This window comes from Streptomyces herbicida (assembly GCF_032656585.1).
Taxonomy (GTDB): Bacteria; Actinomycetota; Actinomycetes; order Streptomycetales; family Streptomycetaceae; genus Streptomyces; species Streptomyces herbicida.
In genome coordinates, this window is the sequence record NZ_JAUYWJ010000002.1 from 652,294 (window position 1) to 673,105 (window position 20,812).

General features: G+C 70.7%; 21 protein-coding genes and 1 pseudogene. 18 read left to right on the forward strand and 4 right to left on the reverse strand.

Features of this window, described 5'->3' with window-relative positions; translation table 11 throughout:
• Positions 1 to 19: 19 nt before the first annotated feature.
• Positions 20 to 856 (reverse strand): alpha/beta hydrolase, encoded by an 837-nt coding sequence (locus Q8A52_RS06795; protein ID WP_316749865.1) that lies wholly within the window; start codon positions 854 to 856, stop codon positions 20 to 22.
• A gap of 165 nt (positions 857 to 1,021) precedes the next feature.
• On the opposite strand from Q8A52_RS06795, the gene Q8A52_RS06800 reads away from it, so the two are divergent.
• The 6 genes from Q8A52_RS06800 to Q8A52_RS06825 all read left to right on the forward strand — a co-directional run bounded on the left by Q8A52_RS06800 (position 1,022) and on the right by Q8A52_RS06825 (position 6,849).
• Positions 1,022 to 1,801, forward strand: a complete 780-nt coding sequence (locus tag Q8A52_RS06800; protein WP_316749867.1) for a winged helix-turn-helix transcriptional regulator — start codon at positions 1,022 to 1,024, stop codon at positions 1,799 to 1,801.
• 86 nt (positions 1,802 to 1,887) lie between these two features.
• Complete coding sequence (locus tag Q8A52_RS06805; protein WP_316749869.1) at positions 1,888 to 2,910, forward strand: LacI family DNA-binding transcriptional regulator; 1,023 nt, start codon at positions 1,888 to 1,890, stop codon at positions 2,908 to 2,910.
• Positions 2,911 to 3,066: 156 nt separating this feature from the next.
• Entirely contained in the window at positions 3,067 to 4,263 is a 1,197-nt protein-coding gene (locus Q8A52_RS06810) for a S1C family serine protease (RefSeq protein ID WP_316749870.1), read from the forward strand.
• 32 nt (positions 4,264 to 4,295) lie between these two features.
• Positions 4,296 to 4,508, forward strand: a complete 213-nt coding sequence (locus tag Q8A52_RS06815; protein ID WP_316749874.1) for a hypothetical protein — start codon at positions 4,296 to 4,298, stop codon at positions 4,506 to 4,508.
• Between the two features lie 149 nt (positions 4,509 to 4,657).
• Positions 4,658 to 5,392 carry a response regulator transcription factor gene (locus Q8A52_RS06820; protein ID WP_316749876.1) on the forward strand — a complete coding sequence of 245 codons (735 nt, stop codon included), beginning with the start codon at positions 4,658 to 4,660 and terminating at the stop codon, positions 5,390 to 5,392.
• Entirely contained in the window at positions 5,389 to 6,849 is a 1,461-nt protein-coding gene (locus tag Q8A52_RS06825; protein ID WP_316749878.1) for a sensor histidine kinase, read from the forward strand. Before Q8A52_RS06820 ends, Q8A52_RS06825 begins: the two co-directional genes overlap by 4 nt.
• A gap of 31 nt (positions 6,850 to 6,880) precedes the next feature.
• On the opposite strand, the gene Q8A52_RS06830 is transcribed toward Q8A52_RS06825, so the two are convergent.
• Positions 6,881 to 8,683 (reverse strand): bifunctional metallophosphatase/5'-nucleotidase, encoded by a 1,803-nt coding sequence (locus tag Q8A52_RS06830; RefSeq protein WP_316749880.1) that lies wholly within the window; start codon positions 8,681 to 8,683, stop codon positions 6,881 to 6,883.
• Between the two features lie 157 nt (positions 8,684 to 8,840).
• On the opposite strand from Q8A52_RS06830, the gene mshD reads away from it, so the two are divergent.
• The 8 genes and pseudogenes from mshD to Q8A52_RS06870 all read left to right on the forward strand — a co-directional run bounded on the left by mshD (position 8,841) and on the right by Q8A52_RS06870 (position 17,072).
• Positions 8,841 to 9,821 (forward strand): mycothiol synthase, encoded by a 981-nt coding sequence (gene mshD, locus Q8A52_RS06835; RefSeq protein ID WP_316749882.1) that lies wholly within the window; start codon positions 8,841 to 8,843, stop codon positions 9,819 to 9,821.
• Positions 9,822 to 9,910: 89 nt separating this feature from the next.
• A complete protein-coding gene (locus Q8A52_RS06840; RefSeq protein ID WP_316749884.1) occupies positions 9,911 to 10,297 on the forward strand; it encodes a GntR family transcriptional regulator in 387 nt (128 codons plus the stop codon).
• A pseudogene (locus Q8A52_RS49420) lies at positions 10,294 to 10,791 on the forward strand (ATP-binding cassette domain-containing protein); the annotation flags it as partial. The gene Q8A52_RS06840 and the pseudogene Q8A52_RS49420, both read left to right, overlap by 4 nt.
• Before the next feature lie 392 nt (positions 10,792 to 11,183).
• Positions 11,184 to 12,203 carry an ABC transporter permease gene (locus Q8A52_RS06850; protein ID WP_316749888.1) on the forward strand — a complete coding sequence of 340 codons (1,020 nt, stop codon included), beginning with the start codon at positions 11,184 to 11,186 and terminating at the stop codon, positions 12,201 to 12,203.
• Positions 12,200 to 13,057: an ABC transporter permease subunit gene (locus Q8A52_RS06855; RefSeq protein ID WP_316749890.1), complete on the forward strand. Its 858-nt coding sequence runs from the start codon at positions 12,200 to 12,202 to the stop codon at positions 13,055 to 13,057. The genes Q8A52_RS06850 and Q8A52_RS06855 overlap by 4 nt, the downstream gene beginning before the upstream one ends.
• A 167-nt stretch (positions 13,058 to 13,224) precedes the next feature.
• On the forward strand, positions 13,225 to 15,579 hold the full coding sequence (locus Q8A52_RS06860; protein ID WP_316749892.1) for an RNA degradosome polyphosphate kinase: 2,355 nt from the start codon (positions 13,225 to 13,227) through the stop codon (positions 15,577 to 15,579).
• On the forward strand, positions 15,560 to 16,621 hold the full coding sequence (locus Q8A52_RS06865; protein ID WP_316749894.1) for a CHAD domain-containing protein: 1,062 nt from the start codon (positions 15,560 to 15,562) through the stop codon (positions 16,619 to 16,621). The genes Q8A52_RS06860 and Q8A52_RS06865 overlap by 20 nt, the downstream gene beginning before the upstream one ends.
• Positions 16,622 to 16,649: 28 nt before the next feature.
• Entirely contained in the window at positions 16,650 to 17,072 is a 423-nt protein-coding gene (locus tag Q8A52_RS06870; RefSeq protein ID WP_316749895.1) for an NUDIX hydrolase, read from the forward strand.
• 14 nt (positions 17,073 to 17,086) lie between these two features.
• Here Q8A52_RS06870 and Q8A52_RS06875 read toward each other — a convergent pair whose 3' ends face one another.
• Positions 17,087 to 17,260: a hypothetical protein gene (locus Q8A52_RS06875; RefSeq protein ID WP_316749897.1), complete on the reverse strand. Its 174-nt coding sequence runs from the start codon at positions 17,258 to 17,260 to the stop codon at positions 17,087 to 17,089.
• A 144-nt stretch (positions 17,261 to 17,404) separates the two neighbouring features.
• Between Q8A52_RS06875 and Q8A52_RS06880 the strand changes: the two genes are divergently transcribed.
• Both Q8A52_RS06880 and Q8A52_RS06885 read left to right on the forward strand, forming a co-directional pair.
• On the forward strand, positions 17,405 to 18,259 hold the full coding sequence (locus Q8A52_RS06880) for a hypothetical protein (protein ID WP_316749899.1): 855 nt from the start codon (positions 17,405 to 17,407) through the stop codon (positions 18,257 to 18,259).
• Between the two features lie 94 nt (positions 18,260 to 18,353).
• Positions 18,354 to 18,530 (forward strand): hypothetical protein, encoded by a 177-nt coding sequence (locus tag Q8A52_RS06885; RefSeq protein WP_316749901.1) that lies wholly within the window; start codon positions 18,354 to 18,356, stop codon positions 18,528 to 18,530.
• A gap of 76 nt (positions 18,531 to 18,606) precedes the next feature.
• Here Q8A52_RS06885 and Q8A52_RS06890 read toward each other — a convergent pair whose 3' ends face one another.
• Positions 18,607 to 18,945: a metal-sensitive transcriptional regulator gene (locus tag Q8A52_RS06890; protein ID WP_316749902.1), complete on the reverse strand. Its 339-nt coding sequence runs from the start codon at positions 18,943 to 18,945 to the stop codon at positions 18,607 to 18,609.
• Between the two features lie 188 nt (positions 18,946 to 19,133).
• On the opposite strand from Q8A52_RS06890, the gene Q8A52_RS06895 reads away from it, so the two are divergent.
• A complete protein-coding gene (locus Q8A52_RS06895) occupies positions 19,134 to 19,754 on the forward strand; it encodes a DUF47 domain-containing protein (protein WP_053759661.1) in 621 nt (206 codons plus the stop codon).
• A 7-nt stretch (positions 19,755 to 19,761) separates the two neighbouring features.
• On the forward strand, positions 19,762 to 20,760 hold the full coding sequence (locus Q8A52_RS06900) for an inorganic phosphate transporter (protein ID WP_316749905.1): 999 nt from the start codon (positions 19,762 to 19,764) through the stop codon (positions 20,758 to 20,760).
• Positions 20,761 to 20,812 lie beyond the last annotated feature (52 nt).

Here is a 20,812-nt window from a genome sequence, read left to right on the forward strand (position 1 = left end):
GCACATCAACACCGTCAGGCTAGCCCGCCCGGGCTGCCGCCCAGTGCCCGATCCGGGCCAGCAGAGCTTCGGCCGCCGCGTGCTCGGCGTGGCCCATACCCGGCTCCACCCAGAGTTCGCCGTGGTCACCGGCCGCCGCGGCCAGCATCCGGGGGTGGTCCAGCGGGAAGTAGCCGTCCCGGTCGCCGTGCACGATCAGCAGCGGGGTGGGGGCGATCTCCGGCACCGCCTGCACCGGGGACAGCGGAACGGGATGCCAATCGCGGTGATGGATGCGGGTGCGCAGACCGTACCGGCCCACCAGACGGCCCTCGGGGCGCGTCACGAGCCAGTGCAGCCGGCGCATGGGGGCCGTACCCCGGTAGTACCAGCGGGCCGGCGAGCTCACCGAGACCACCGCGTCGACACCCCCGTGCAGCGCCGCGTGCCGCAGCACCACCGAGCCGCCCATGGAGAAGCCGACGGTGACCACGCGCGCATGGCCCAGCTCCCGCGCCCACTCCACCGCGGCCGCCAGGTCCAGCACCTCCCGGTCGCCCACCGTCGAGCGCCCGCCGGAGGCTCCGTGGCCGCGGAAGGAGAAGGTGAGGACGGCGCCGTGGCGCGCCAGCGCGGCCGCCACGCGGCGCACGTGCGGACGGTCGACGTCGCCCGTGAAACCGTGCGCGACGACAAACACCAGGTCACGGGAGGGTGGCAGGGAGGCGTCGTATACGACCGTGCCCGGGTTGTATACGGAATCGATCGGAATCCCGTCGGCCGTGTGCAGAAACGTCCGCATAGGTGCACGTCTAGCCGTCTCGGGATTCGGACAAACGGTGGAACGTGCTGTATGACCTGCCGGACCGTTGCTCATGTGGGCTATTCTGCTTGGCATGAGGACTCGGGCAGCGTAGCCCCCGGGTCCTTTTGTGCTTTCGGAAGCGTTGTATACGAAGCGGGGAACCGCAGGTGTACGGGCCCCGGGATCGCAGAGCAGTACCGCAAACGTCCTCGCAGGGACCGAGGAGGAACAAGACGTATGAGTTCTCTGCTACTCCTGACCAACGCCCTCCAGCCGTCGACGGAGGTGCTTCCGGCTCTCGGCCTGCTCCTGCACAACGTGCGGGTCGCCCCGGCAGAGGGACCCGCACTGGTCGATACTCCGGGCGCCGACGTCATCCTGATCGACGGCCGCCGTGACCTCCCCCAGGTCCGCAGCCTGTGCCAGCTGCTGCGCTCCACGGGCCCCGGCTGCCCTCTCGTCCTCGTCGTGACGGAGGGCGGTCTCGCCGCCGTCACCGCCGACTGGGGCATCGACGACGTCCTGCTCGACACCGCGGGTCCGGCGGAGGTCGAGGCACGGCTGCGGCTGGCCATGGGCCGGCAGCAGATCGTCAACGACGACTCCCCCATGGAGATCCGCAACGGCGACCTGTCCGTGGACGAGGCGACCTACTCCGCCAAGCTCAAGGGCCGGGTCCTCGACCTCACCTTCAAGGAGTTCGAGCTCCTGAAGTACCTCGCACAGCACCCGGGCCGTGTCTTCACGCGCGCGCAGCTGCTGCAGGAGGTCTGGGGCTACGACTACTTCGGCGGCACCAGGACCGTGGACGTCCACGTACGACGGCTGCGCGCCAAGCTGGGCCCGGAGCACGAATCGCTGATCGGAACCGTCCGGAACGTCGGTTATCGATTCGTTACTCCTGAGAAGGGCGACCGCTCCTCGGACGAGGCGAAGGCCAAGGCGGACCGGTCAAAGCCCGAGAATGCGGACTCGTCGGCCGTCCTGGGTGCCACAGAGGTCCCGGCCGACGCATAGCCGACGCTCGGGCAGGGCATTGCTTCCGCACAGCGAAGCTCCGATACGCCCTGCCCAGAGCGGGTCCATCCGCGTAGACTCCGCGCGTGGCCAAGGTGACTCGGGATGATGTGGCGCGGCTGGCGGGGACTTCCACCGCCGTGGTCAGCTATGTCATCAACAACGGACCCCGGCCGGTCGCCCCGGCCACGCGCGAGCGTGTCCTCGCCGCGATCAAGGAACTGGGGTACCGGCCCGACCGGGTCGCCCAGGCCATGGCCTCACGGCGCACCGATCTCATAGGCCTGATCATCCCGGACGCCCGCCAGCCCTTCTTCGGGGAGATGGCGCATGCGGTCGAGCAGGCCGCCTCCGAGCGCGGAAAGATGGTTCTCGTCGGCAACACCGACTATGTCGGCGAGCGCGAGGTCCACTATCTGCGCGCCTTCCTCGGTATGCGCGTCTCGGGCCTGATCCTGGTCAGCCACGCGCTCAACGACCTCGCCGCCGCCGAGATCGAGGCCTGGGACGCCCGGGTGGTACTGCTCCACGAGCGACCCGAGGCCATCGACGACGTCGCCGTCGTCACGGACGACCTCGGGGGCGCCCACCTCGCCGTACGCCACCTGCTGGAGCACGGCTACGAGTACGTCGCCTGTGTGGGCGGCACGGCGGAGACCCCGGCCGTCGGCGACCCGGTCTCGGACCACGTCGAGGGCTGGCGGCGCGCGATGGAGGAGGCGGGGCTCCCGACCGAGGGCCGGCTCTTCGAGGCGCCGTACAACCGCTATGACGCGTACCGGGTCGCCCTGGAGCTCCTCTCCGGCCCCGACCGCCCTCCCGCGGTCTTCTGCTCCACCGACGACCAGGCGATCGGTCTGCTGCGGGCGGCGCGCGAGCTGCGCATCGACGTGCCCGGGGAGCTGGCCGTGGCCGGCTTCGACGACATCAAGGAAGCGGCGCTGGCCGACCCGCCCCTGACAACGGTCGCCTCGGACCGGTCCGCGATGGCCCGGGCCGCCGTGGACCTCGTGCTGGACGACGGTCTGCGGGTGGCGGGGTCCCGGCGGGAGCGGCTGAAGACCTTCCCGTCGCGGCTGGTGGTCCGCAAGTCCTGCGGCTGTGAATGACGCGGGCGTGAGCGGTGTTCCTCAGGCGTCCATGAAGACTCGCTGAGAGCCCTCGCCGAGCTGCGGGAAGCTTCCTTATATCGGGCAAACGAGGTTCTGCTGGGCTTCTCAGGGAGCACTCAGGAAGCTCTCATGGTTGCGGGCAAAGCTCTATCCATGACCGAGAGCTTCCGCCGCAGCGGCGAGTACGAGAACCCCCAGGGTGACGCCCGTCAGGGCGCGTACCCCCAGCAGCAGCACGCCTCCGCCCCCGTGAACCCCGAGTGGCCGCCCCCGTCGGCGTACCAGGCGGTGCAGCCGGTCACCGTCGACGGTCATGGCACTTATGACGCTCATGGCGCTTACGCCGGTCATGGCGGTTACGACCGTCACGGCGGTCACGGCGGTCATGACGGTCACGATGGCCACCGTGGCCACGGTGGCGACACCGCTCTCCTGTCTCCCGTCCCGGCCGGCGCCGCCCCCGTCGCCGAGCCGAAGAAGAAGCGCACCCGGGGCCCGATGGCGCTGCTCGCCGCGGTGGCGATCGTCGCGGCGGCCGTGGGCGGCGGCACGGCCTACGCCTTCCAGGAGCTGACCGGCAAGGACACCGTCGCCTCCAGCAGCACCAGCACCCACGTGGTGCCGTCCAGCAAGAAGGGCGACGTCGCCGCCATCGCCTCCGCGGTCAGCCCGAGCGTGGTGGAGGTCATCGCGACGCTCGGCAACGGCTCGTCCACCGGTTCCGGCGTGATCATCACCTCCGGTGGCGAGATCGTCACCAACAACCATGTCGTCTCCGGCGCCTCGTCGATCAAGGTGCGGACCAGCGACGGCAAGCAGTACACGGCCGAGGTCGTCGGCACGGACAGCTCCAAGGACCTGGCCCTCATCAAGCTGAAGAACGCCTCAGGTCTGAAGCCCGCGACCCTCGGCAACTCCGACGGGGTCCAGGTCGGCGACACGGTCGTGGCGATCGGCTCCCCCGAGGGCCTGACCGGCACCGTCACCAGCGGCATCGTCTCCGCGCTCAACCGTGACGTGACCGTCTCGACCGGCGAGAACCAGGGCCAGAACCAGGGCGGCGACGGCCAGTGGCCGTTCGAGTTCGGCGGCCGGGAGTTCAACGGCGACACGGGCTCGTCCACCACGACCTACAAGGCGATCCAGACCGACGCGTCCCTCAACCCCGGCAACTCGGGCGGCGCGCTGATCGACGCCGCGGGCAACATCATCGGCATCAACTCCGCGATGTACTCGGCCGCTTCGAGCTCGTCGTCCGCGGACGCGGGCAGCGTCGGCCTCGGCTTCGCGATCCCCATCAACACCGTCAAGTCCGACCTGGCCAAGCTGCGGTCGGGCTCCACCAGCTGACAGGCCCCCACGCGGGGAGTAGGGAGTACGTCATGATCAAGCAGGTTTCGCACCCCGTGGCCGTTTCCCACGACCCGGCCGGCATCGCGCTGGCCCTCCAGGTGGCGTACGAGCTCCACGCCCCGGCGGCACCGCCCCGGGCGCCCGAGGTCGCGGCTCCCCAGATGATGGGCCTGCGGCTGCCCGCGGCCCGCCCGCACCGCCACAAGGTTCCGCTGAAGCGGCTGACCGCGATGCGCGGCTGATCCCGCGCCCGTGCTCACCCCCGTGATGACCGCTGTGCTCACCGCCGTGATCCCGCATGCCCCACAGCCCGGAATCATGCGACGCTGATAGACGCCCCAGCGATGCCCCACCGACGACCACCCCACCGCACCCCGAGGAACCGCGAGCGATGAGCCCCGCCGATGGCGACCGTGACCCCCAGCGCATCCTGATCGTCGACGACGAGCCGGCCGTGCGCGAAGCACTCCAGCGCAGCCTTGCCTTCGAGGGGTACGACACCGAGGTCGCGGTCGACGGCGCGGACGCCCTGGAGAAGGCGACCGGGTACAAGCCCGACCTGGTGGTCCTGGACATCCAGATGCCCCGGATGGACGGCCTGACGGCCGCCCGCCGCATCCGCGGCGCGGGCGAGACGACACCGATCCTGATGCTGACGGCCCGCGACACGGTCGGCGACCGGGTCACCGGGCTCGACGCGGGCGCCGACGACTACCTGGTCAAGCCTTTCGAGCTGGACGAGCTGTTCGCCCGTATCCGGGCGCTGCTGCGGCGCAGCTCGTACGCGGCGGCCGTGGTGGGCGCGGCCCAGGAGGACGAGGCACTCACCTTCGCCGACCTGCGCATGGACCTTGCGACGCGTGAGGTGACGCGTGCCGGCCGCCAGGTGGAACTGACCCGCACGGAGTTCACCCTGCTGGAGATGTTCATGGCACACCCGCGCCAGGTCCTCACCCGTGAGCAGATCCTGAAGGCGGTGTGGGGCTTCGACTTCGAACCGTCCTCGAACTCCCTGGACGTCTACGTCATGTACCTGCGCCGCAAGACCGAGGCGAGCGGCGAGCCGCGACTGGTGCACACGGTGCGGGGCGTGGGGTACGTGCTGCGACAGGGCGGCGCGGAGTGAACAAGCTCGCGCGCCGTTTCCGGGCGCTGCCGATCAGGGCACGGCTGTCCATGCTGGTGGCGGCGGCGGTGGCGTTCGCGGTGGCCGCGGTGGCGGTCACCTGCTGGTTCATCGTGCAGGAGAAGCTGTACGAACAGCTCAACGGCGACCTGCGGAAGGCCCAGTTCATGAGGGGGCCCATTGATCAACAGGTCGCCCAGCTCGCGGACGCGCTCAACAACTGCACGCAGACTCCGCAGAACCTGTTCAACGGCGGCTACCGGAACACCTACTCCCAGGTGGTCCAGCCGGACGGGACGCCCTGCCTCTTCCTGACCTCGGTGGGCAGGATCAAGGTCACCCAGGCCGACAAGGACGTGATCAAGAACGCGAGCAGCCGTCAGGGTATCTACCGCAACGGTACGGACCAGGACGGCAACGCGGTGCGCGTGATGACCGTGCCCTTGACCATGAATGACCGGAACACCGGCACGAGTACCAGCTACGCCATCATGGCGGCCGTACCTCTCAAGAGCACCCAGTCCACGCTCAACGACCTCGCCCTGATCCTGCTCCTGGTCTCCGGAATCGGAGTCATCGGCGCCGGAGCCGCCGGTCTGGCCGTCGCCCGGGCGGGCCTGCGCCCCGTCGACAAGCTCACCGAGGCGGTCGAACACGTCGCCCGCACGGAGGACCTGGGCATCCGCATCCCGGTCGAGGAGGACAGCGACGACGAGATCGCCCGCCTGTCCCGCTCGTTCAACTCGATGACCACGGCCCTGGCCAGCTCCCGCGAACTGCAGCAACAACTCATCGCGGACGCCGGCCACGAACTGCGCACCCCCCTCACATCGCTGCGGACGAACATCGAACTCCTCACCCGGAGCGAGGAGACGGGCCGCCCCCTCCCGCCGGGGGACCGCAAGGCACTGCTCGCCTCGGTGAAGGCGCAGATGACGGAACTGGCGTCGCTCATCGGCGACCTGCAGGAGCTGTCCCGCTCCGAGGGGCAGCGTGGCGAACGCGTCCAGGTGGTCGCCTTCCAGGACACGGTGGAGGCGGCCCTGGACCGCGCCCGTCTGCGCGGCCCGGAGCTGACGATCACGGCGGACGTGCAGCCCTGGTACGTACGGGCGGAGCCCTCCGCGCTGGAGCGCGCGGTGGTGAACATCCTGGACAACGCGGTGAAGTTCAGCCCCGAGGGCGGCACGATCGACGTGGTCCTGGAGAAGGGCGTGCTCACGGTCCGCGACCACGGCCCCGGCATCGCCGAGGACGAACTCCCCCATGTCTTCGACCGCTTCTGGCGCTCCCCCAGCGCGCGGGCCCTGCCGGGCTCGGGTCTGGGCCTGTCCATCGTCGCCCGCACGGTCCAGCAGGCCGGCGGCGAGGTGACCCTGTCCCGCGGGGAGGGCGGCGGCACGGTGGCGACGGTACGGCTGCCGGGGGCACCGACGGCTCCGCCCGACGTTCCGTGACCGGCCGCCGTCGTGCCCCCGGCAGCGACCGCTACTGCACGATCGTGATCCGGTTGGCGGCCGGAGGCGCGATCGGCGCGGTGGCGGAGGAGTTGGCCGTCATGTACTTCTCCAGGGCGGCCAGGTCGTCCGTGCCGACGAGGTCGCCCGTGCCCTGTCCGAGGGTGGGGAAGCCGTCGCCGCCGCCCGCGAGGAAGCTGTTGGTGGCGACACGGTAGGTGGCGGCGGGGTCGATGGCGGCGCCGTTCAGCCGGATCGAGTCGGTGACCACCCGGTCCGCGCCCGTCTTCGTCAGGTCCAGCGTGTAGGTCAGGCCGGAGGAGGGCTGGAGGATCTTCGGGGCCGCCGCGTTCGGGCCGCTCACCTGCTCCTTGAGCACCTGGATCAGCTGGGCCCCGGTGAAGTTCTGCAGGTTCACCGTGTTGGAGAAGGGCTGGACGGTGAAGCCCTCGGCGTAGGTGACGACACCGTCGCCCTCACTGCCCTTGGCCGCGTAGGTCAGGCCCGCCCGGACGCCGCCCGGGTTCATCAGCGCGAGGTCGGTCTCCGGGTCCAGCTCCTTGCCGTACGCCAGCTGCGCGTCCGCGATCAGGTCGCCCATGGGGGACTCGGTGCCGGTGTTGTTGATGTCGGCGGAGATGTAGCCGATGGCGCGGTTGCCGATCGGGGCGGCCAGGGTGTTCCACTTGCCGATCAGCGCGGTCATGTCGGGCGCCTTGGGGACGTCCCGGGTGACCACGTGGTTCGCCGACTTCACGGCCGTACGGGCGATGTCACCCGTCCAGCGGTCGTACGTCAGCGTGGTGTCCGTGTAGAGACGGCCGAAGGACGCGGCCGAGGTCACCATGCGCGGCTTGCCCGACGGGTCCTTGACCGTGCACACGTACGCCGTGTGGGTGTGGCCGGTGACCAGCGCGTCCACGGCCGGGGTGACGTTCTTGGCGATGTCGACGATCGGGCCGGAGATGCCGTCACCGGCGCCGGGCGAGTCGCAGTTGTAGTTGTAGGCCGAGGAGGCCGGGAAGCCGCCCTCGTGGATCAGCGCCACGATCGACTGGACGCCCTGGCGCTGGAGCACCTTGGCGTACTTGTTGATCGTCTCGACCTCGTCCTTGAACTGAAGGCCCTTCACCCCGTCGGCGGAGACGATGTTCGGGGTGCCCTCCAGGGTGACGCCGATGAAGCCGATCCGGACGTCCTTCTTCTTCCAGACCCAGTACGGCTTGAGGATCGGCTTGCCGGTCTTCTCGTCGAGGACGTTCGCGGCCAGGTAGGGGAAGTCCGCGCCCCCGAACTCCTCGTCCGTGTAGCAGCCGTCGGTCGGGTGGCAGCCGCCGTTCTGCAGCCGGGCCAGTTCCTTGGCGCCCTCGTCGAACTCGTGGTTGCCCACGGACGTGACGTCCAGGTCCAGCTTGTTGAGCGCCTCGATGGTCGGCTCGTCGTGGAACAGGCCGGAGATGAGCGGGGAGGCGCCGACCATGTCGCCGCCGGCCGCGGTGATGGAGTACGGGTGGCCCTGGCGGGCCTGGCGCAGGTGGGTGGCCAGGTACTCGACACCGCCCGCGTCGATGTTCTTCGTCGTGCCGTCCGCCTGGAGTTCGGTGACCCGGCCGGAGGAACCGGACGGCGGTTCGAGGTTGCCGTGCAGGTCGTTGAAGGAGAGGAGCTGGACGTCCTGGTAACGGCTCGGCAGATGTCCGCCGCCCTGGTTGTCGTGCGCGTCCGCGGGCAGCGCGGCGGCCAGGGCGGCGGCGGTGGCGAGGCTCGCCGCGGCCGCCAGCAACGCGTAGGTACGGCGTCTGGCGGGGCGTGGCGGTTGGGACGTGGCCGGCATGGGACCCCCCTGTAGGTCGGCTGTGGTGAGTGTCCGATCGGGCGCAGCCTAGGGTCAACGCGCGTAGCGCGACAGGGGGTTCACGGTTACATCCAGGTTTCCCTTTGCCTATTCCTTTGCCGCCACTTTGCGGTGACCGCGCCGTACCCTCATACGCATGACCAGCGACGACACCGTACGGCCCTTCCACTCCCGTTCCATCGAGACCTACTCCGTGCTCTCCCCGGACCAGGCCGAGGCCGTGGTCGAGCTGCTCGCGGAGGCTGCCCGGTCCGACGGTCAGCAGCCGGTGTCCGAGCAGGGGCGGCTGCAATTGCGGAACTTCATGGCGTCGCGCAGCGACTCCGTCGAGGGTGGTGGCGGGAGACGGGCGGGCGGTGCGCGCGAGGGCGTCTCCCACCTGCTGCTGAGCGTGGACGGCGAACTCGTCGGCTACGCCCAACTGGAGGACACCGATCCGGTGGAGGCGCCGGCCGCCGAGCTGGTCGTCCATCCCTCGCACCGTGGGCACGGACACGGGCGGGCGCTCGGCTCGGCCCTGCTGGCCGCGTCGGGCAAACGGCTGCGGGTGTGGGCGCACGGCGGGCACTCCGCGGCCCGGCACCTCGCCCAGGTCCTGGGACTGACCCTGTTCCGTGAACTCCGGCAGATGCGACGGTCGTTGACCGATCTGGAGCTGCCGGAGCCGAAGCTGCCGGACGGCGTGACCGTGCGCACCTTCGTGCCGGGGCAGGACGACGCGGCCTGGCTCGCGGTGAACGCGGCCGCCTTTGCGCACCACCCGGAGCAGGGCTCCCTGACCCAGCGCGACCTGGACGACCGCAAGTCCGAGCCGTGGTTCGACCCGGCGGGCTTCTTTCTCGCCGAGCGGGAGGGCCGGCTGGTCGGCTTCCACTGGACCAAGGTGCACGCCGAGGAGGGCATCGGCGAGGTGTACGTCCTCGGGGTGGCCCCGGGCGCGCAGGGCGGCGGGCTCGGCAAGTCCCTCACCACGATCGGCCTGCGGTACCTGGCCGCGCAGGGTCTGCCCACGGCGATGCTGTATGTCGACGCCGACAACAAGTCCGCGGTGTCGGTGTACGAGCGGCTCGGGTTCGTGACGCACGAGACCGATCTGATGTACCGGACCGAAACCTGACATACCACTCACAAGGGACGGCCTGCTTGACGCCGTCCCTTTTCTTGACCACCCTTTCACTACTCAATTAGTGAAAGGGTGGTGCACCGATGGTCGAGTACCGCATCGACCGGCACAGCGGGGTCGCCACCTATCTGCAGATCGTCCAGCAGACCAAACAGGCCCTGCGCCTGGGCCTGCTGGCGCCCGGCGACAAGCTGCCCACGGCCCGCGAGGTCGTGGAGGCGACCGCCATCAACCCGAACACCGTCCTCAAGGCCTACCGCGAGCTCGAACGCGAGGGACTGGTCGAAGCCCGGCGCGGACTGGGCACCTTCGTACGGGGCACGCTCAGCACCGCCCCGGCCGACTCCCCGCTGCGGGCGGAGCTGGAGGAATGGGCGGCGAAGGCCCGCGAAGCGGGGCTGGACCGGGACGACGTGGCCGCACTCTTCACCGCCGTCCTCGACAAGCACTTCCAGGGAGACCAGTCATGACCGACACCGGAGCGGCCATAGAGGCGATCGCGCTCGGCAAACGCTTCGGGCGCGGCCGATGGGCGCTGCGTGCGTGCGGCTTCCGGCTGCCCGCCGGGCGGGTCTGCGCCGTCGTCGGCCCCAACGGAGCGGGCAAGTCCACGCTCCTTGCCCTGGCCGCCGGTCTGCTCGCGCCGACCGAGGGCACGCTCACCGTCCTCGGGACGCATCCGGCCCGAGCCCGCACGCGTATCGGCTACGTCGCCCAGGACAAGCCGCTGTACAACCAGCTCACGGTCGCCGAGACGCTCCGGATGGGCGCCGACCTCAACCCCGAACGCTGGGACACGGCCATCGCCGGGCGCGTCGTGGCCGCCGGCGGCCTGGACCCGAAGACCCGCATCCGTGCCCTCTCCGGCGGGCAGCGCACCCGCGTGGCCCTCGCCCTCGCGCTGGGCAAGCGGCCCGAACTGCTGCTCATGGACGAGCCGATGGCCGACCTGGACCCGCTGGCCCGGCACGAGCTGATGGGCACGCTGATGGCCCAGGCGGCCGAGCACGGCACCACGATTGTCATGTCCTCGCACGTGGTGGCCGAGCTGGAGAACTCCTGCGACCACCTGCTCCTGGTCGGGAACGGCCGGATCCGTCTCGCCGGCGAGATCGACGACCTGCTGGCCGCCCACACCCGCGTGAGCGCGGCCGCGGGCGCCGCCGGCCTCGCCCCGCACACGGTCGTCGAGTCCCGGGTCACCGGCCGCCAGCTCAGCGCGCTGATCCGCCCGGCGGGCCCGTTGCCCGCCGACTGGCGCACCGCGGCCCCCTCGCTGGACGAACTGGTCCTGTCCTACCTGCGCAATCCGCGGGCGGCGTCCCTGACCCCGGCCGCGACCGAGGAGACCTGCGCATGACCGCCCTCACCGTCCCCGGCACGGCGGCCACCGGGCGCCCGGCGGGCGGGCCGCACCTGGTCCGCTGGCTGCTGCGGCTGCACCGCCCGGCGCTGTGCGTCTGGGCCGCGCTGGTGCTCGCGGTCGGCGGCGTCCTGCTATGGCTGCGCGGCCCGCTCATCGACGCCGCCGCCACGGCCTGGCGGCGGTACGACGCCTGCCCCACACCGAGCTGCTCCTACGACCTGGACACGGTCCGGCTCTACAAGGACGTGTACCTGGACGCGACCCTCGCCGTGCTCCTGGTCCCGTTCCTGGTGGCCATCTGGTCGGGCGCCGCGCTGATCGGCCGCGAACTGGAGAGCGGCACGGCCCGCCTCGCCTGGACCCAGACCGCCTCCCCCACCCGCTGGCTGGCCGCCCGGCTCGCGCTGCCGGCCGCTCTGGTCACCGCCGGTACCGGCCTTCTGGTACTGCTGCACCGACTGGCCTGGTCGGCGGGCCGGGGCCGGCTGGACACCACCGACAGCTGGTGGGACGGGCCGACCTTCCACGCCAACGGCCCGACCGCCGTGGCGATGGCCCTGGCAGGGCTCGCCGTCGGCGTCCTCGCGGGTCTGCTCTGGCGCCGGGCCCTGGCCGCGCTCGTCACGGCCGCGGCCGGCGTGGCCGGACTGTGGATCGCCCTCGCCCTGGCCGTGCCCCACCTCTGGCCGCCGGTCAGCCGCGTCGTCCCCTTCGGCCACTCGGGACCGCCACTCGGAGAGTTCACCGTCGGCGGTGGCCTCGTCAGGGCCGACGGCACCCGTCTCCAGACCCCCGGCTGCTCCGGTGAGGCGAGCTGCGATGCCGCGTACGCCCGGCTCCACGCCGTGGGCGCGTACCGCGACTACCACCCCGCCTCCCACTTCTGGCCCCTGCAACTGACCGCGACCGGCCTCCTCCTCGCCGTCACCGCCCTGCTGACCGTGGCCGCGTTCCTGCTGCTCAGACACCGGACCGCCACGGCACCCACCCGTAAGGAGCCCACCGCATGACCTCCGCCGCGCTGCAGGGCCTGCCCCGGGTCGTCCTGCGCCTGCACCGGCCGGCCCTGCTCATCTGGACCGCGCTCGTCACCGGCCTGATCGGCCGGCTGGTCTGGCTGAACGAGGTGACCGCGGACCACGTCCGGGCGGCCGTGGGAAAGTGCGACCGAGTCATGGCCTGCGCCGACCTCCTCGCCAGCCTGGACTACAGCGACCCGGTCGGTCACATCGGCACCTTCATCTGCCGCGGATTCCTCGCCGTCGCCGTCTTCGCGGGCGGCGCCCTGATCGGCCGCGAGCTGGAGTCCGGCACCGCGCGGCTCGCCTGGACCCAGGGCGTCACCCCGGCGCGCTGGCTGACCGCCAAGCTCGCGGTGCCCGCACTGGCACTCACCGTGGGCGGTACCGCCCAGGTGCTGGCGTTCCGCTGGGGCTGGGGAGCCAACCACGACCTGATGGGCGACAACTGGACCTTCGACGACGTGTTCGTGGCCCGCGGCCCGCTGGCGGTGGCGTACGCCCTGTGCGCCCTCGCGGTCGGCACGCTCCTCGCACTGCTGCTGCGGCGCGCCCTGGCCGCCGCGGCCGCGGCCGTCGCGGTGATGTGGCTGCTGAACCTGGTGCTGGAGCTCAACCGAGCGGCTCTGTGGCCGGGCGTCACCCGTACCTCGCCAAAGCCGTTCAAGTTGCCCCATGACGTCTGGGAGGTGAGTTCCGGCCGGAACGCCGGCGGCCGCTTCGCCGTCTACCACCCGGAGTCCCACTACTGGCCCCTCCACCTGGTGGAGACCGGCATCGTCCTCACCCTTGCGGCCCTCGCGACCACGGCGGCCTATGCGGTGCTGCGCCGCCGGGCCGCATGAGACCGGCGGCGCGTACGTCCCTTCCACGGGGGGAGGGACGTACGCGCCGCCACCTTCGGGGTCGTACGGGAACCCGGTCGGCGTAGACGCCCGGGAGCCGCTCCCACATATCCCGCACGCCATGTCTCCGTAACCATCGGTTCAGACGAACTTGCGACGCTCAGCCAATGAAGCCCGCCGTGCCAGAGCCTTCCCCGCCCCCCGAGGGGTTCACGGGAAACGGGGCCGTGACGCTCCCACCCGCACGTTCCGACGCGCCCGTCTCGCTCGTGGCGCGGAACAATGGGTTTATGAGCCAGTCAGACACCCAGGCACAGGTCCAGCACGCGCAGCCCTCCGTGGGCTCCATAGCCGCGCACCGCCCGCACACGGTGGCTGCCGCGGTCTCCGACCTGGAACCCGACATCGATGCCGACCTCGACGCGTACGAGGAGTCGAAGGTTGAAGGGGTCCAGTTGCCGCAGGGTCGTTTCCTCGACCGGGAGCGCAGCTGGCTCGCCTTCAACGAGCGGGTCCTCGAACTGGCCGAGGACCCGAATACGCCCCTTCTCGAACGGGCGAATTTCCTGGCGATCTTCGCCAGCAACCTGGACGAGTTCTTCATGGTCCGGGTGGCCGGTCTGAAGCGCCGTATCGCGACGGGCGTCGCCACCCGCTCCGCCTCCGGGCTACAGCCCCGTGAAGTGCTGGAGATGATCTGGGCCCGCTCCCGCGAGCTCATGGCCCGGCACGCCGCCTGCTACCACGAGGACGTCGCCCCCGCCCTCGCGGAGGAGGGCATCCACCTGGTCCGCTGGAACGAGCTGACGGAGAAGGAGCAGGCCCGGCTCTTCACGCTCTTCCGGCACCAGATCTTCCCGGTCCTCACGCCCCTCGCGGTCGACCCGGCGCACCCCTTCCCCTACATCTCCGGCCTGTCGCTGAACCTGGCCGTGGTCGTACGGAACCCGGTCAGCGGCCACAAGCACTTCGCCCGGGTGAAGGTCCCGCCGCTGCTGTCCCGCTTCCTGGAGGCCGCCCCGGGCCGGTACGTCCCCCTCGAGGACGTCATCGCCGCCCACCTGGAGGAGCTCTTCCCGGGCATGGAGGTCCTCGAGCACCACGCCTTCCGGCTCACCCGCAACGAGGACCTCGAGGTCGAGGAGGACGACGCCGAGAACCTGCTCCAGGCCCTGGAGAAGGAGCTCATGCGGCGCCGCTTCGGGCCGCCGGTACGCCTGGAGGTCGAGGAGTCCATCGACCGCGAGGTCCTGGACCTGCTGGTGCGCGAGCTGAAGATCAGCGAGGCCGAGGTCTACCCGCTGCCCGGCCCGCTGGACCTCACCGGTCTGTTCCGCATCCACGGCCTCGACCGGCCCGAGCTGAAGTACCCGAAGTTCGTCGCGGGCACCCACCGCGACCTGGCGGAGGTCGAGTCGGCCTCGGCGCCCGACATCTTCGCGGCACTGCGCAGCCGGGACGTGCTACTGCACCACCCGTACGACTCCTTCTCGACGTCCGTGCAGGCCTTCCTGGAGCAGGCGGCCGGCGACCCGGACGTGCTCGCGATCAAGCAGACCCTGTACCGGACCTCCGGCGACTCCCCGATCGTGGACGCGCTCATCGACGCCGCCGAGTCCGGCAAGCAGGTCCTCGTCCTGGTCGAGATCAAGGCCCGCTTCGACGAGCACGCCAACATCAAGTGGGCGCGCAAGCTGGAGGAGGCCGGCTGCCATGTCGTGTACGGCCTGGTCGGCCTGAAGACGCACTGCAAGCTGTCGCTGGTGGTCCGTCAGGAGGGCGACACGCTGCGCCGGTACAGCCACGTCGGCACCGGCAACTACCACCCGAAGACGGCCCGGCTCTACGAGGACCTGGGCGTGCTGACGGCGGACCCGCAGGTCGGCGCGGACCTCTCCGACCTGTTCAACCGGCTGTCGGGCTACTCGCGCCGGGAGACGTACCGACGCCTGCTGGTCGCGCCCAAGTCCCTGCGCGACGGCCTGATCTCGCGGATCAACAAGGAGGTCCAGCACCACCGTGCGGGCCGTCCGGCCTTCATCCGCATCAAGGTCAACTCGATCGTCGACGAGGCGCTCATCGACGCGCTCTACCGCGCGTCGCAGGCGGGTGTGCCGGTCGACGTGTGGGTGCGCGGCATCTGCGCGGTGCGTCCGGGCGTCCCCGGCCTGTCCGAGAACATGCGCGTACGGTCCATCCTCGGCCGCTTCCTGGAGCACTCCCGCATCTTCGCCTTCGGCAACGGCGGCGAGCCCGAGGTGTGGATCGGCAGCGCGGACATGATGCACCGCAACCTCGACCGCCGGATAGAGGCCCTGGTCCGGGTCACCGACCCGGCCCACCGGGCGGCCCTGAACCGACTGCTCGAAACCGGTATGTCCGACACCACGTCCTCCTGGCACCTCGGCCCGGACGGCGACTGGACCCGGCACGCGACCGACGCGGACGGCCAGCCCCTGCGCAACGTCCAGGAGATGCTCATAGACGCCCGGAGGCGCCGGCGTGGCACAGCAACACCTTGACCCGACGGACCCCACGGCCGGGGTTGTGACCGGGCACGCCCTCGAGGGCTACCTGCGCGCCCAGGCCACGGAGTTCCTCCGTGCCCTGCGGCTGCACCGGGAAACCGGGGCGGCCGCGACCGCGGAGGAGTCCGTCGGCGCGGCACGCGCCCTGCGCCGCTCGGCCCGCCGCATCAGCGGCAGCCTGCACACCTTCCGCCCGCTCCTCGACGCCGACTGGTCGGAGGAGATGCGCCCCGAACTGGCCTGGCTCTCGGGGACGTTGGGGCTGGAGCACGCGTGCGAGGCCCGGCTGGAACGGCTGCTGCTCGCGCTGCACCGGCTGTCGGGTTCGACGGCGTTTCCCGCCCAGGCCATCGACCCGAACGGTCCGGGCGCGGGCGGCCGGGGTGTCCCGGCCACGGCCGCCCCGGAACGCGGCAACCTCACCGTGGGCGCGGCGAAGGCCGGTGCCCTGCTCGAACGCCAGCTCACCCTCGCCCGGACCCGCGCCCACTCCACGGCCCTCCAGGCCCTCGGCTCCTCCCGCTTCCACGCGGTCGCCGACAAGATCGCCGTACTCGCCAGCGAGGTCCCGCTCACCCCCGCCGCGGCCACCACCGAGCTGCGCCCGGCGGCCGCCGCGGCCGAGGAGCGGCTCACCGCCGCGATCGCCGGCCTGCCCCTGGTCACCGCCGGCCATCCGTACAACGCGGAGGCCCTGATCCACGGCCTCTCGCCGGACCCGTCCCCGCACCCCCAGGACGGTCCCTGGCACCAGGTCCGCCTGCTGCTGCGGCTGCACCGCTACGCCCGCGAGGTTCTCCTCGGGCCCGGCGCTCCCGTGGACGTACGGCTCCTCGCGGCGGGCCAGGCCCTGAACCGGCACCGGGACGCCTCGGAGGCGGCCGCGGCGGCGGCACAGGCGGCGCGCACCCCGCGCATCGCCCCGGCGACGGCGTACGCCCTCGGTGTGCTGCACGCCGACCAGCGGCACGAGGTGGAGGCGGCGAGGTTCGCGTTCCAGCAGTCGTGGCAGAAACAGGTGGTCAGCGCACCCTGACCCTCCCGAAGAGGCGGTGAGAGCACCGGTGACGCACGCGAAGGAAACCATCGTCCAGGCCGCGGGCTGCGTTCTGTGGCGCCGCTCTCCGGTGGACGGCGACCTGGAAGTCTGTCTCGTCCACCGGCCCAAGTACGACGACTGGTCCCATCCCAAGGGCAAGCTCAAGCGCGGCGAGGATCCGCGGGCCGGTGCGCTGCGCGAGGTCGCGGAGGAGACCGGCTACGACGCCCTGCTCGGAGCCGAGCTGCCCACCCTGCACTATCTGGCCAACGGCCGCCCCAAGCAGGTCCGTTACTGGGCGGCCGAGGCCGGGTCGGGGCGCTTCGTCCCGAACGACGAGGTGGACCGCATCCTGTGGCTCTCCCCCGCCGCGGCCCGCAGCCGCCTGACCCAGCCGCGCGACCGGGACCTGGTCGATGTGCTGCTACGACAGTTCGAACACACGTAGAACACGCGTAGCGGTCAGCGGTCCGCCGCGTGACCTTCCGCGTCCGTCCGGGCCTGGCTTCTGGCCCGGCGGGCCGGGCCGCGCCAGCCGCAGGTGCAGCGGGCCACGCAGAAGCGGCCCTGTTCGTGGGTCGTCGTGTGGTGTTCCTGCCCCTGTCGGACCCGATCCGGACCGTCCTGCTGTGTCACGGTGGCAACGTTACCGGCCTCCGGGTAAAGCGCTCCCATGCCCGCGGTATGCCCTCGGCAGCGCGTGACGGCGGGCCCCTGCTCGTCGTTAGCCGAAGCGACAGGGGGCCCGTGACGGACGTACCGGCTGGGGGTAGGCAGGCGATGGATCGGCGGCAGCACAGGCGCTCGGGAGGCACGGTCGTCGCGGTGGGGATCACGCTCGTGCTGGGTGTGTGCGGCACGGGGTGCTCCGGGAGCGGGGTCGCCGCCGAGGACGTGCGCGGTGCGGTGGATCCGGTCGTCGCGCTGCACCACGCCGCCGATCTGCTGCGGCAGTCGGGCAGCTCGAAGGCGAGCACGTCGATGGAGATGGCCACCGGCGGCACCCGGGTCACCATCCGCGGCAAGGGTGTCTACGACTACCGCAGACAGCTCGGCCGGCTCACCGTGCAGCTGCCGCAGGACCCGGCGGGGACGGTGGAGCACCGGCCCATCACGGAGCTGCTCGCCCCGGGCGCGCTGTTCATGAAGAACCGGGGCGCCGGGGTGCCCGCCGACAAGTGGGTCCGGGTCGAGACCGCGACGCTCTCCGACGGAAACCTCGTGACGGGCGGGGCGACGGATCCGTACGCGGCCGCGGAGCTGCTGCGCGGGACGCGCACGGCGACCTTCGTGGGGCGGACCGAGGTGGGCGGGACGGAGGTCCGGCACTTCCGGGGCACCGCCGATCTCGGCAAGGCGGCCAGGACCGCCTCGGCAGGCAACCGGGACGCTCTGGCAGCGGCGGCGAAAGGGTTCGCCACGGCCCGTGTGCCGTTCGACGCCTACCTCGACGACCAGGGCCGCATCCGCAAGCTCAGACAGCACTTCAGCTTCGTCAACGGGGAGCAGAAGGCCACCGTGGCGGTCGCCTCGACGACGCTGCTGTACGACTTCGGCGCCCCCGCGGACGTCCGGCTGCCGCGCGAGAAGGACATCTACGCGGGCCGGATCGCAGAAAATCGGCCAGAGAACTAGCCGGTAACCATCTCGCGAACTAGCCCGTCCGTGCCATGCGCGGTGTGTAGACCACTGCCTACTCTAGGAAGTCGGTGACGGCAGAGAAGAGGTGATGCACGTGGCTCCGGTCGGCGGTACGGCAGTTCAGGACCACGTGGCCCTCGCCGAGATCGAGCTGTGCGGAGACCTGATCATCGCGGCCTCGGCCGCCCACGAGGACCGGCTCAGCCTTGAGAGCATCGACGAGGTGCTGAAAGTGGCCCAGGAGCGTGACGCCTCCGGCGAGTAGGCCGGGCGTCCCACGGGCGGGTGGGGGGACCGCCCGCCCCGTGGCTCCTCTTGTCCCGTACTTGTCCTGTACGCGCTCAGGTGCGCAGCAGGCGTCCGATCGCCTTCGTCGCCTCGTCCACCTTCGCGTCGATCTCGCTGCCGCCCTTGACCGCCGCGTCGGCGACGCAGTGCCGCAGGTGCTCCTCCAGGAGCTGCAGCGCGAAGGACTGCAGGGCTTTGGTGGAGGCGGACACCTGCGTGAGTATGTCGATGCAGTAGACGTCCTCGTCGACCATGCGCTGCAGCCCGCGGATCTGCCCCTCGATCCGGCGCAGCCGCTTGAGGTGCTCTTCCTTCTGCTTGTGGTAACCGTGCGTCGCGCCCTCGTGCGTGCCCTCGGAGGGCGCCGTGCCGCCGGCCTCGGTGGTCGTCATCGCGTCCTCCAGACATATACCCCTAGTGGGTATATCGTAACGAACTTTGCTGGGTATAGGGCCCTTGGTACGCCCCCGTGATGATCGATCTGTCCGATGGGCGACACTGGAGGACGGCCCGATAGCCGTGGCCGGATGTTGCGCCTAGCATCAGCCTGACCGAAACCGAAGCACCCCGAGGACCCCACGTGCGCTTTCGTCTGACCCCCAGGGAGACGAGCTTCTACGACATGTTCGCCGCATCCGCGGACAACATCGTCACCGGCTCGAAACTCCTGATGGAACTGCTCGGGGCGGACGCATCCGCCCGGGCCGAGATCGCAGAGCGTATGAGGGCAGCGGAACACGCGGGTGACGACGCCACGCACGCGATCTTCCACCAGCTGAACTCCTCGTTCATCACGCCGTTCGACCGTGAGGACATCTACTCCCTGGCGTCCTCCCTCGACGACATCATGGACTTCATGGAGGAGGCCGTCGACCTGGTCGTCCTCTACAACGTCGAGGAACTGCCGAAGGGCGTCGAGCAGCAGATCGAGGTGCTGGCACGGGCGGCCGAGCTGACCGCCGAGGCCATGCCGCATCTGCGCACCCTGGACAACCTCACCGAGTACTGGATCGAGGTCAACCGGCTGGAGAACCAGGCGGACCAGATCCACAGAAAGCTTCTTGCACACCTCTTCAACGGCAAGTACGACGCGATCGAGGTCCTGAAGCTCAAGCAGATCGTGGATGTGCTCGAGGAGGCGGCGGACGCCTTCGAGCACGTGGCGAACACGGTGGAGACCATCGCCGTCAAGGAGTCCTGAGGCGTCGATGGACACCTTCGCTCTGGTCGTGACCATCGCGGTCGCGCTCTTCTTCACGTACACCAACGGCTTCCACGACTCGGCGAACGCGATCGCGACGTCGGTGTCGACGCGTGCGCTGACGCCCCGGGCCGCGCTGGCGATGGCCGCGGTCATGAACCTCGCCGGTGCCTTCCTGGGCTCCGGGGTCGCCAAGACCGTCAGTGAGGGGCTGATCGAGACACCCGAGGGCGGCAGGGGGATGGGCATCCTCTTCGCCGCGCTGTTCGGTGCGATCACCTGGAACCTGATCACCTGGTACTTCGGCCTGCCGTCCTCCTCCTCGCACGCGCTGTTCGGCGGCCTGGTGGGGGCGGCGCTCGCGGGCGGCACGACCGTGCTGTGGAACGGGGTGCTCGACAAGGTCGTCATCCCGATGTTCCTGTCGCCGGTCGTGGGTCTCATCGTCGGCTACCTGGTCATGACGGCGATCATGTGGATCTTCCGGCGGGCCAACCCGCACAAGGCCAAGCGCGGTTTCCGGATAGCGCAGACGGTGTCCGCGGCCGGCATGGCGCTCGGACACGGTCTGCAGGACGCGCAGAAGACCATGGGTGTCGTGGTGATGGCCCTGGTCATTTCCGGCCACGAGACCTACGGCGATCCGATCCCGGTGTGGGTGAAGATCGTCTGCGCCGTGATGCTGTCGCTCGGTACGTACGCGGGTGGCTGGCGCATCATGCGGACGCTGGGGCGGAAGATCATCGAGCTGGATCCGCCGCAGGGGTTCGCGGCGGAGACGACCGGTGCGTCGATCATGTTCACCACGGCGTTCCTCTTCAAGGCGCCGATCTCCACGACCCACGTCATCACCTCGGCCATCATGGGCGTCGGGGCGACGAAGCGGGTGAATGCCGTGCGGTGGGGTGTGGCCAAGAACATCGTCATGGGGTGGTTCATCACGATGCCGGCCGCAGCGCTGGTCGCTGCGCTGGCCTTCGGGGTGGTCAACCTGGCGTTCCTGTAGGGGCGGGCCGTCTGCCCCTGGGTGTGTTTCCACCCACCCGCCCGTCTCGGTC

Bases quoted from the DNA above. Each gene is read 5' to 3' on its own strand.
- Q8A52_RS06850 (WP_316749888.1), top strand. From the start codon at position 11,184: ATGACCGCCCTCACCGTCCCCGGCACGGCGGCCACCGGGCGCCCGGCG.
- Q8A52_RS06890 (WP_316749902.1), bottom strand. From the start codon at position 18,945: ATGACGACCACCGAGGCCGGCGGCACGGCGCCCTCCGAGGGCACGCAC.
- Q8A52_RS06840 (WP_316749884.1), top strand. From the start codon at position 9,911: ATGGTCGAGTACCGCATCGACCGGCACAGCGGGGTCGCCACCTATCTG.
- mshD (WP_316749882.1), top strand. From the start codon at position 8,841: ATGACCAGCGACGACACCGTACGGCCCTTCCACTCCCGTTCCATCGAG.
- Q8A52_RS06800 (WP_316749867.1), top strand. From the start codon at position 1,022: ATGAGTTCTCTGCTACTCCTGACCAACGCCCTCCAGCCGTCGACGGAG.
- Q8A52_RS06885 (WP_316749901.1), top strand. From the start codon at position 18,354: ATGCACGTGGCTCCGGTCGGCGGTACGGCAGTTCAGGACCACGTGGCC.
- Q8A52_RS06795 (WP_316749865.1), bottom strand. From the start codon at position 856: ATGAGCAACGGTCCGGCAGGTCATACAGCACGTTCCACCGTTTGTCCG.
- Q8A52_RS06830 (WP_316749880.1), bottom strand. From the start codon at position 8,683: ATGCCGGCCACGTCCCAACCGCCACGCCCCGCCAGACGCCGTACCTAC.
- Q8A52_RS06815 (WP_316749874.1), top strand. From the start codon at position 4,296: ATGATCAAGCAGGTTTCGCACCCCGTGGCCGTTTCCCACGACCCGGCC.
- Q8A52_RS06880 (WP_316749899.1), top strand. From the start codon at position 17,405: ATGGATCGGCGGCAGCACAGGCGCTCGGGAGGCACGGTCGTCGCGGTG.
- Q8A52_RS06900 (WP_316749905.1), top strand. From the start codon at position 19,762: ATGGACACCTTCGCTCTGGTCGTGACCATCGCGGTCGCGCTCTTCTTC.
- Q8A52_RS06810 (WP_316749870.1), top strand. From the start codon at position 3,067: ATGACCGAGAGCTTCCGCCGCAGCGGCGAGTACGAGAACCCCCAGGGT.
- Q8A52_RS06855 (WP_316749890.1), top strand. From the start codon at position 12,200: ATGACCTCCGCCGCGCTGCAGGGCCTGCCCCGGGTCGTCCTGCGCCTG.
- Q8A52_RS06820 (WP_316749876.1), top strand. From the start codon at position 4,658: ATGAGCCCCGCCGATGGCGACCGTGACCCCCAGCGCATCCTGATCGTC.
- Q8A52_RS06860 (WP_316749892.1), top strand. From the start codon at position 13,225: ATGAAGCCCGCCGTGCCAGAGCCTTCCCCGCCCCCCGAGGGGTTCACG.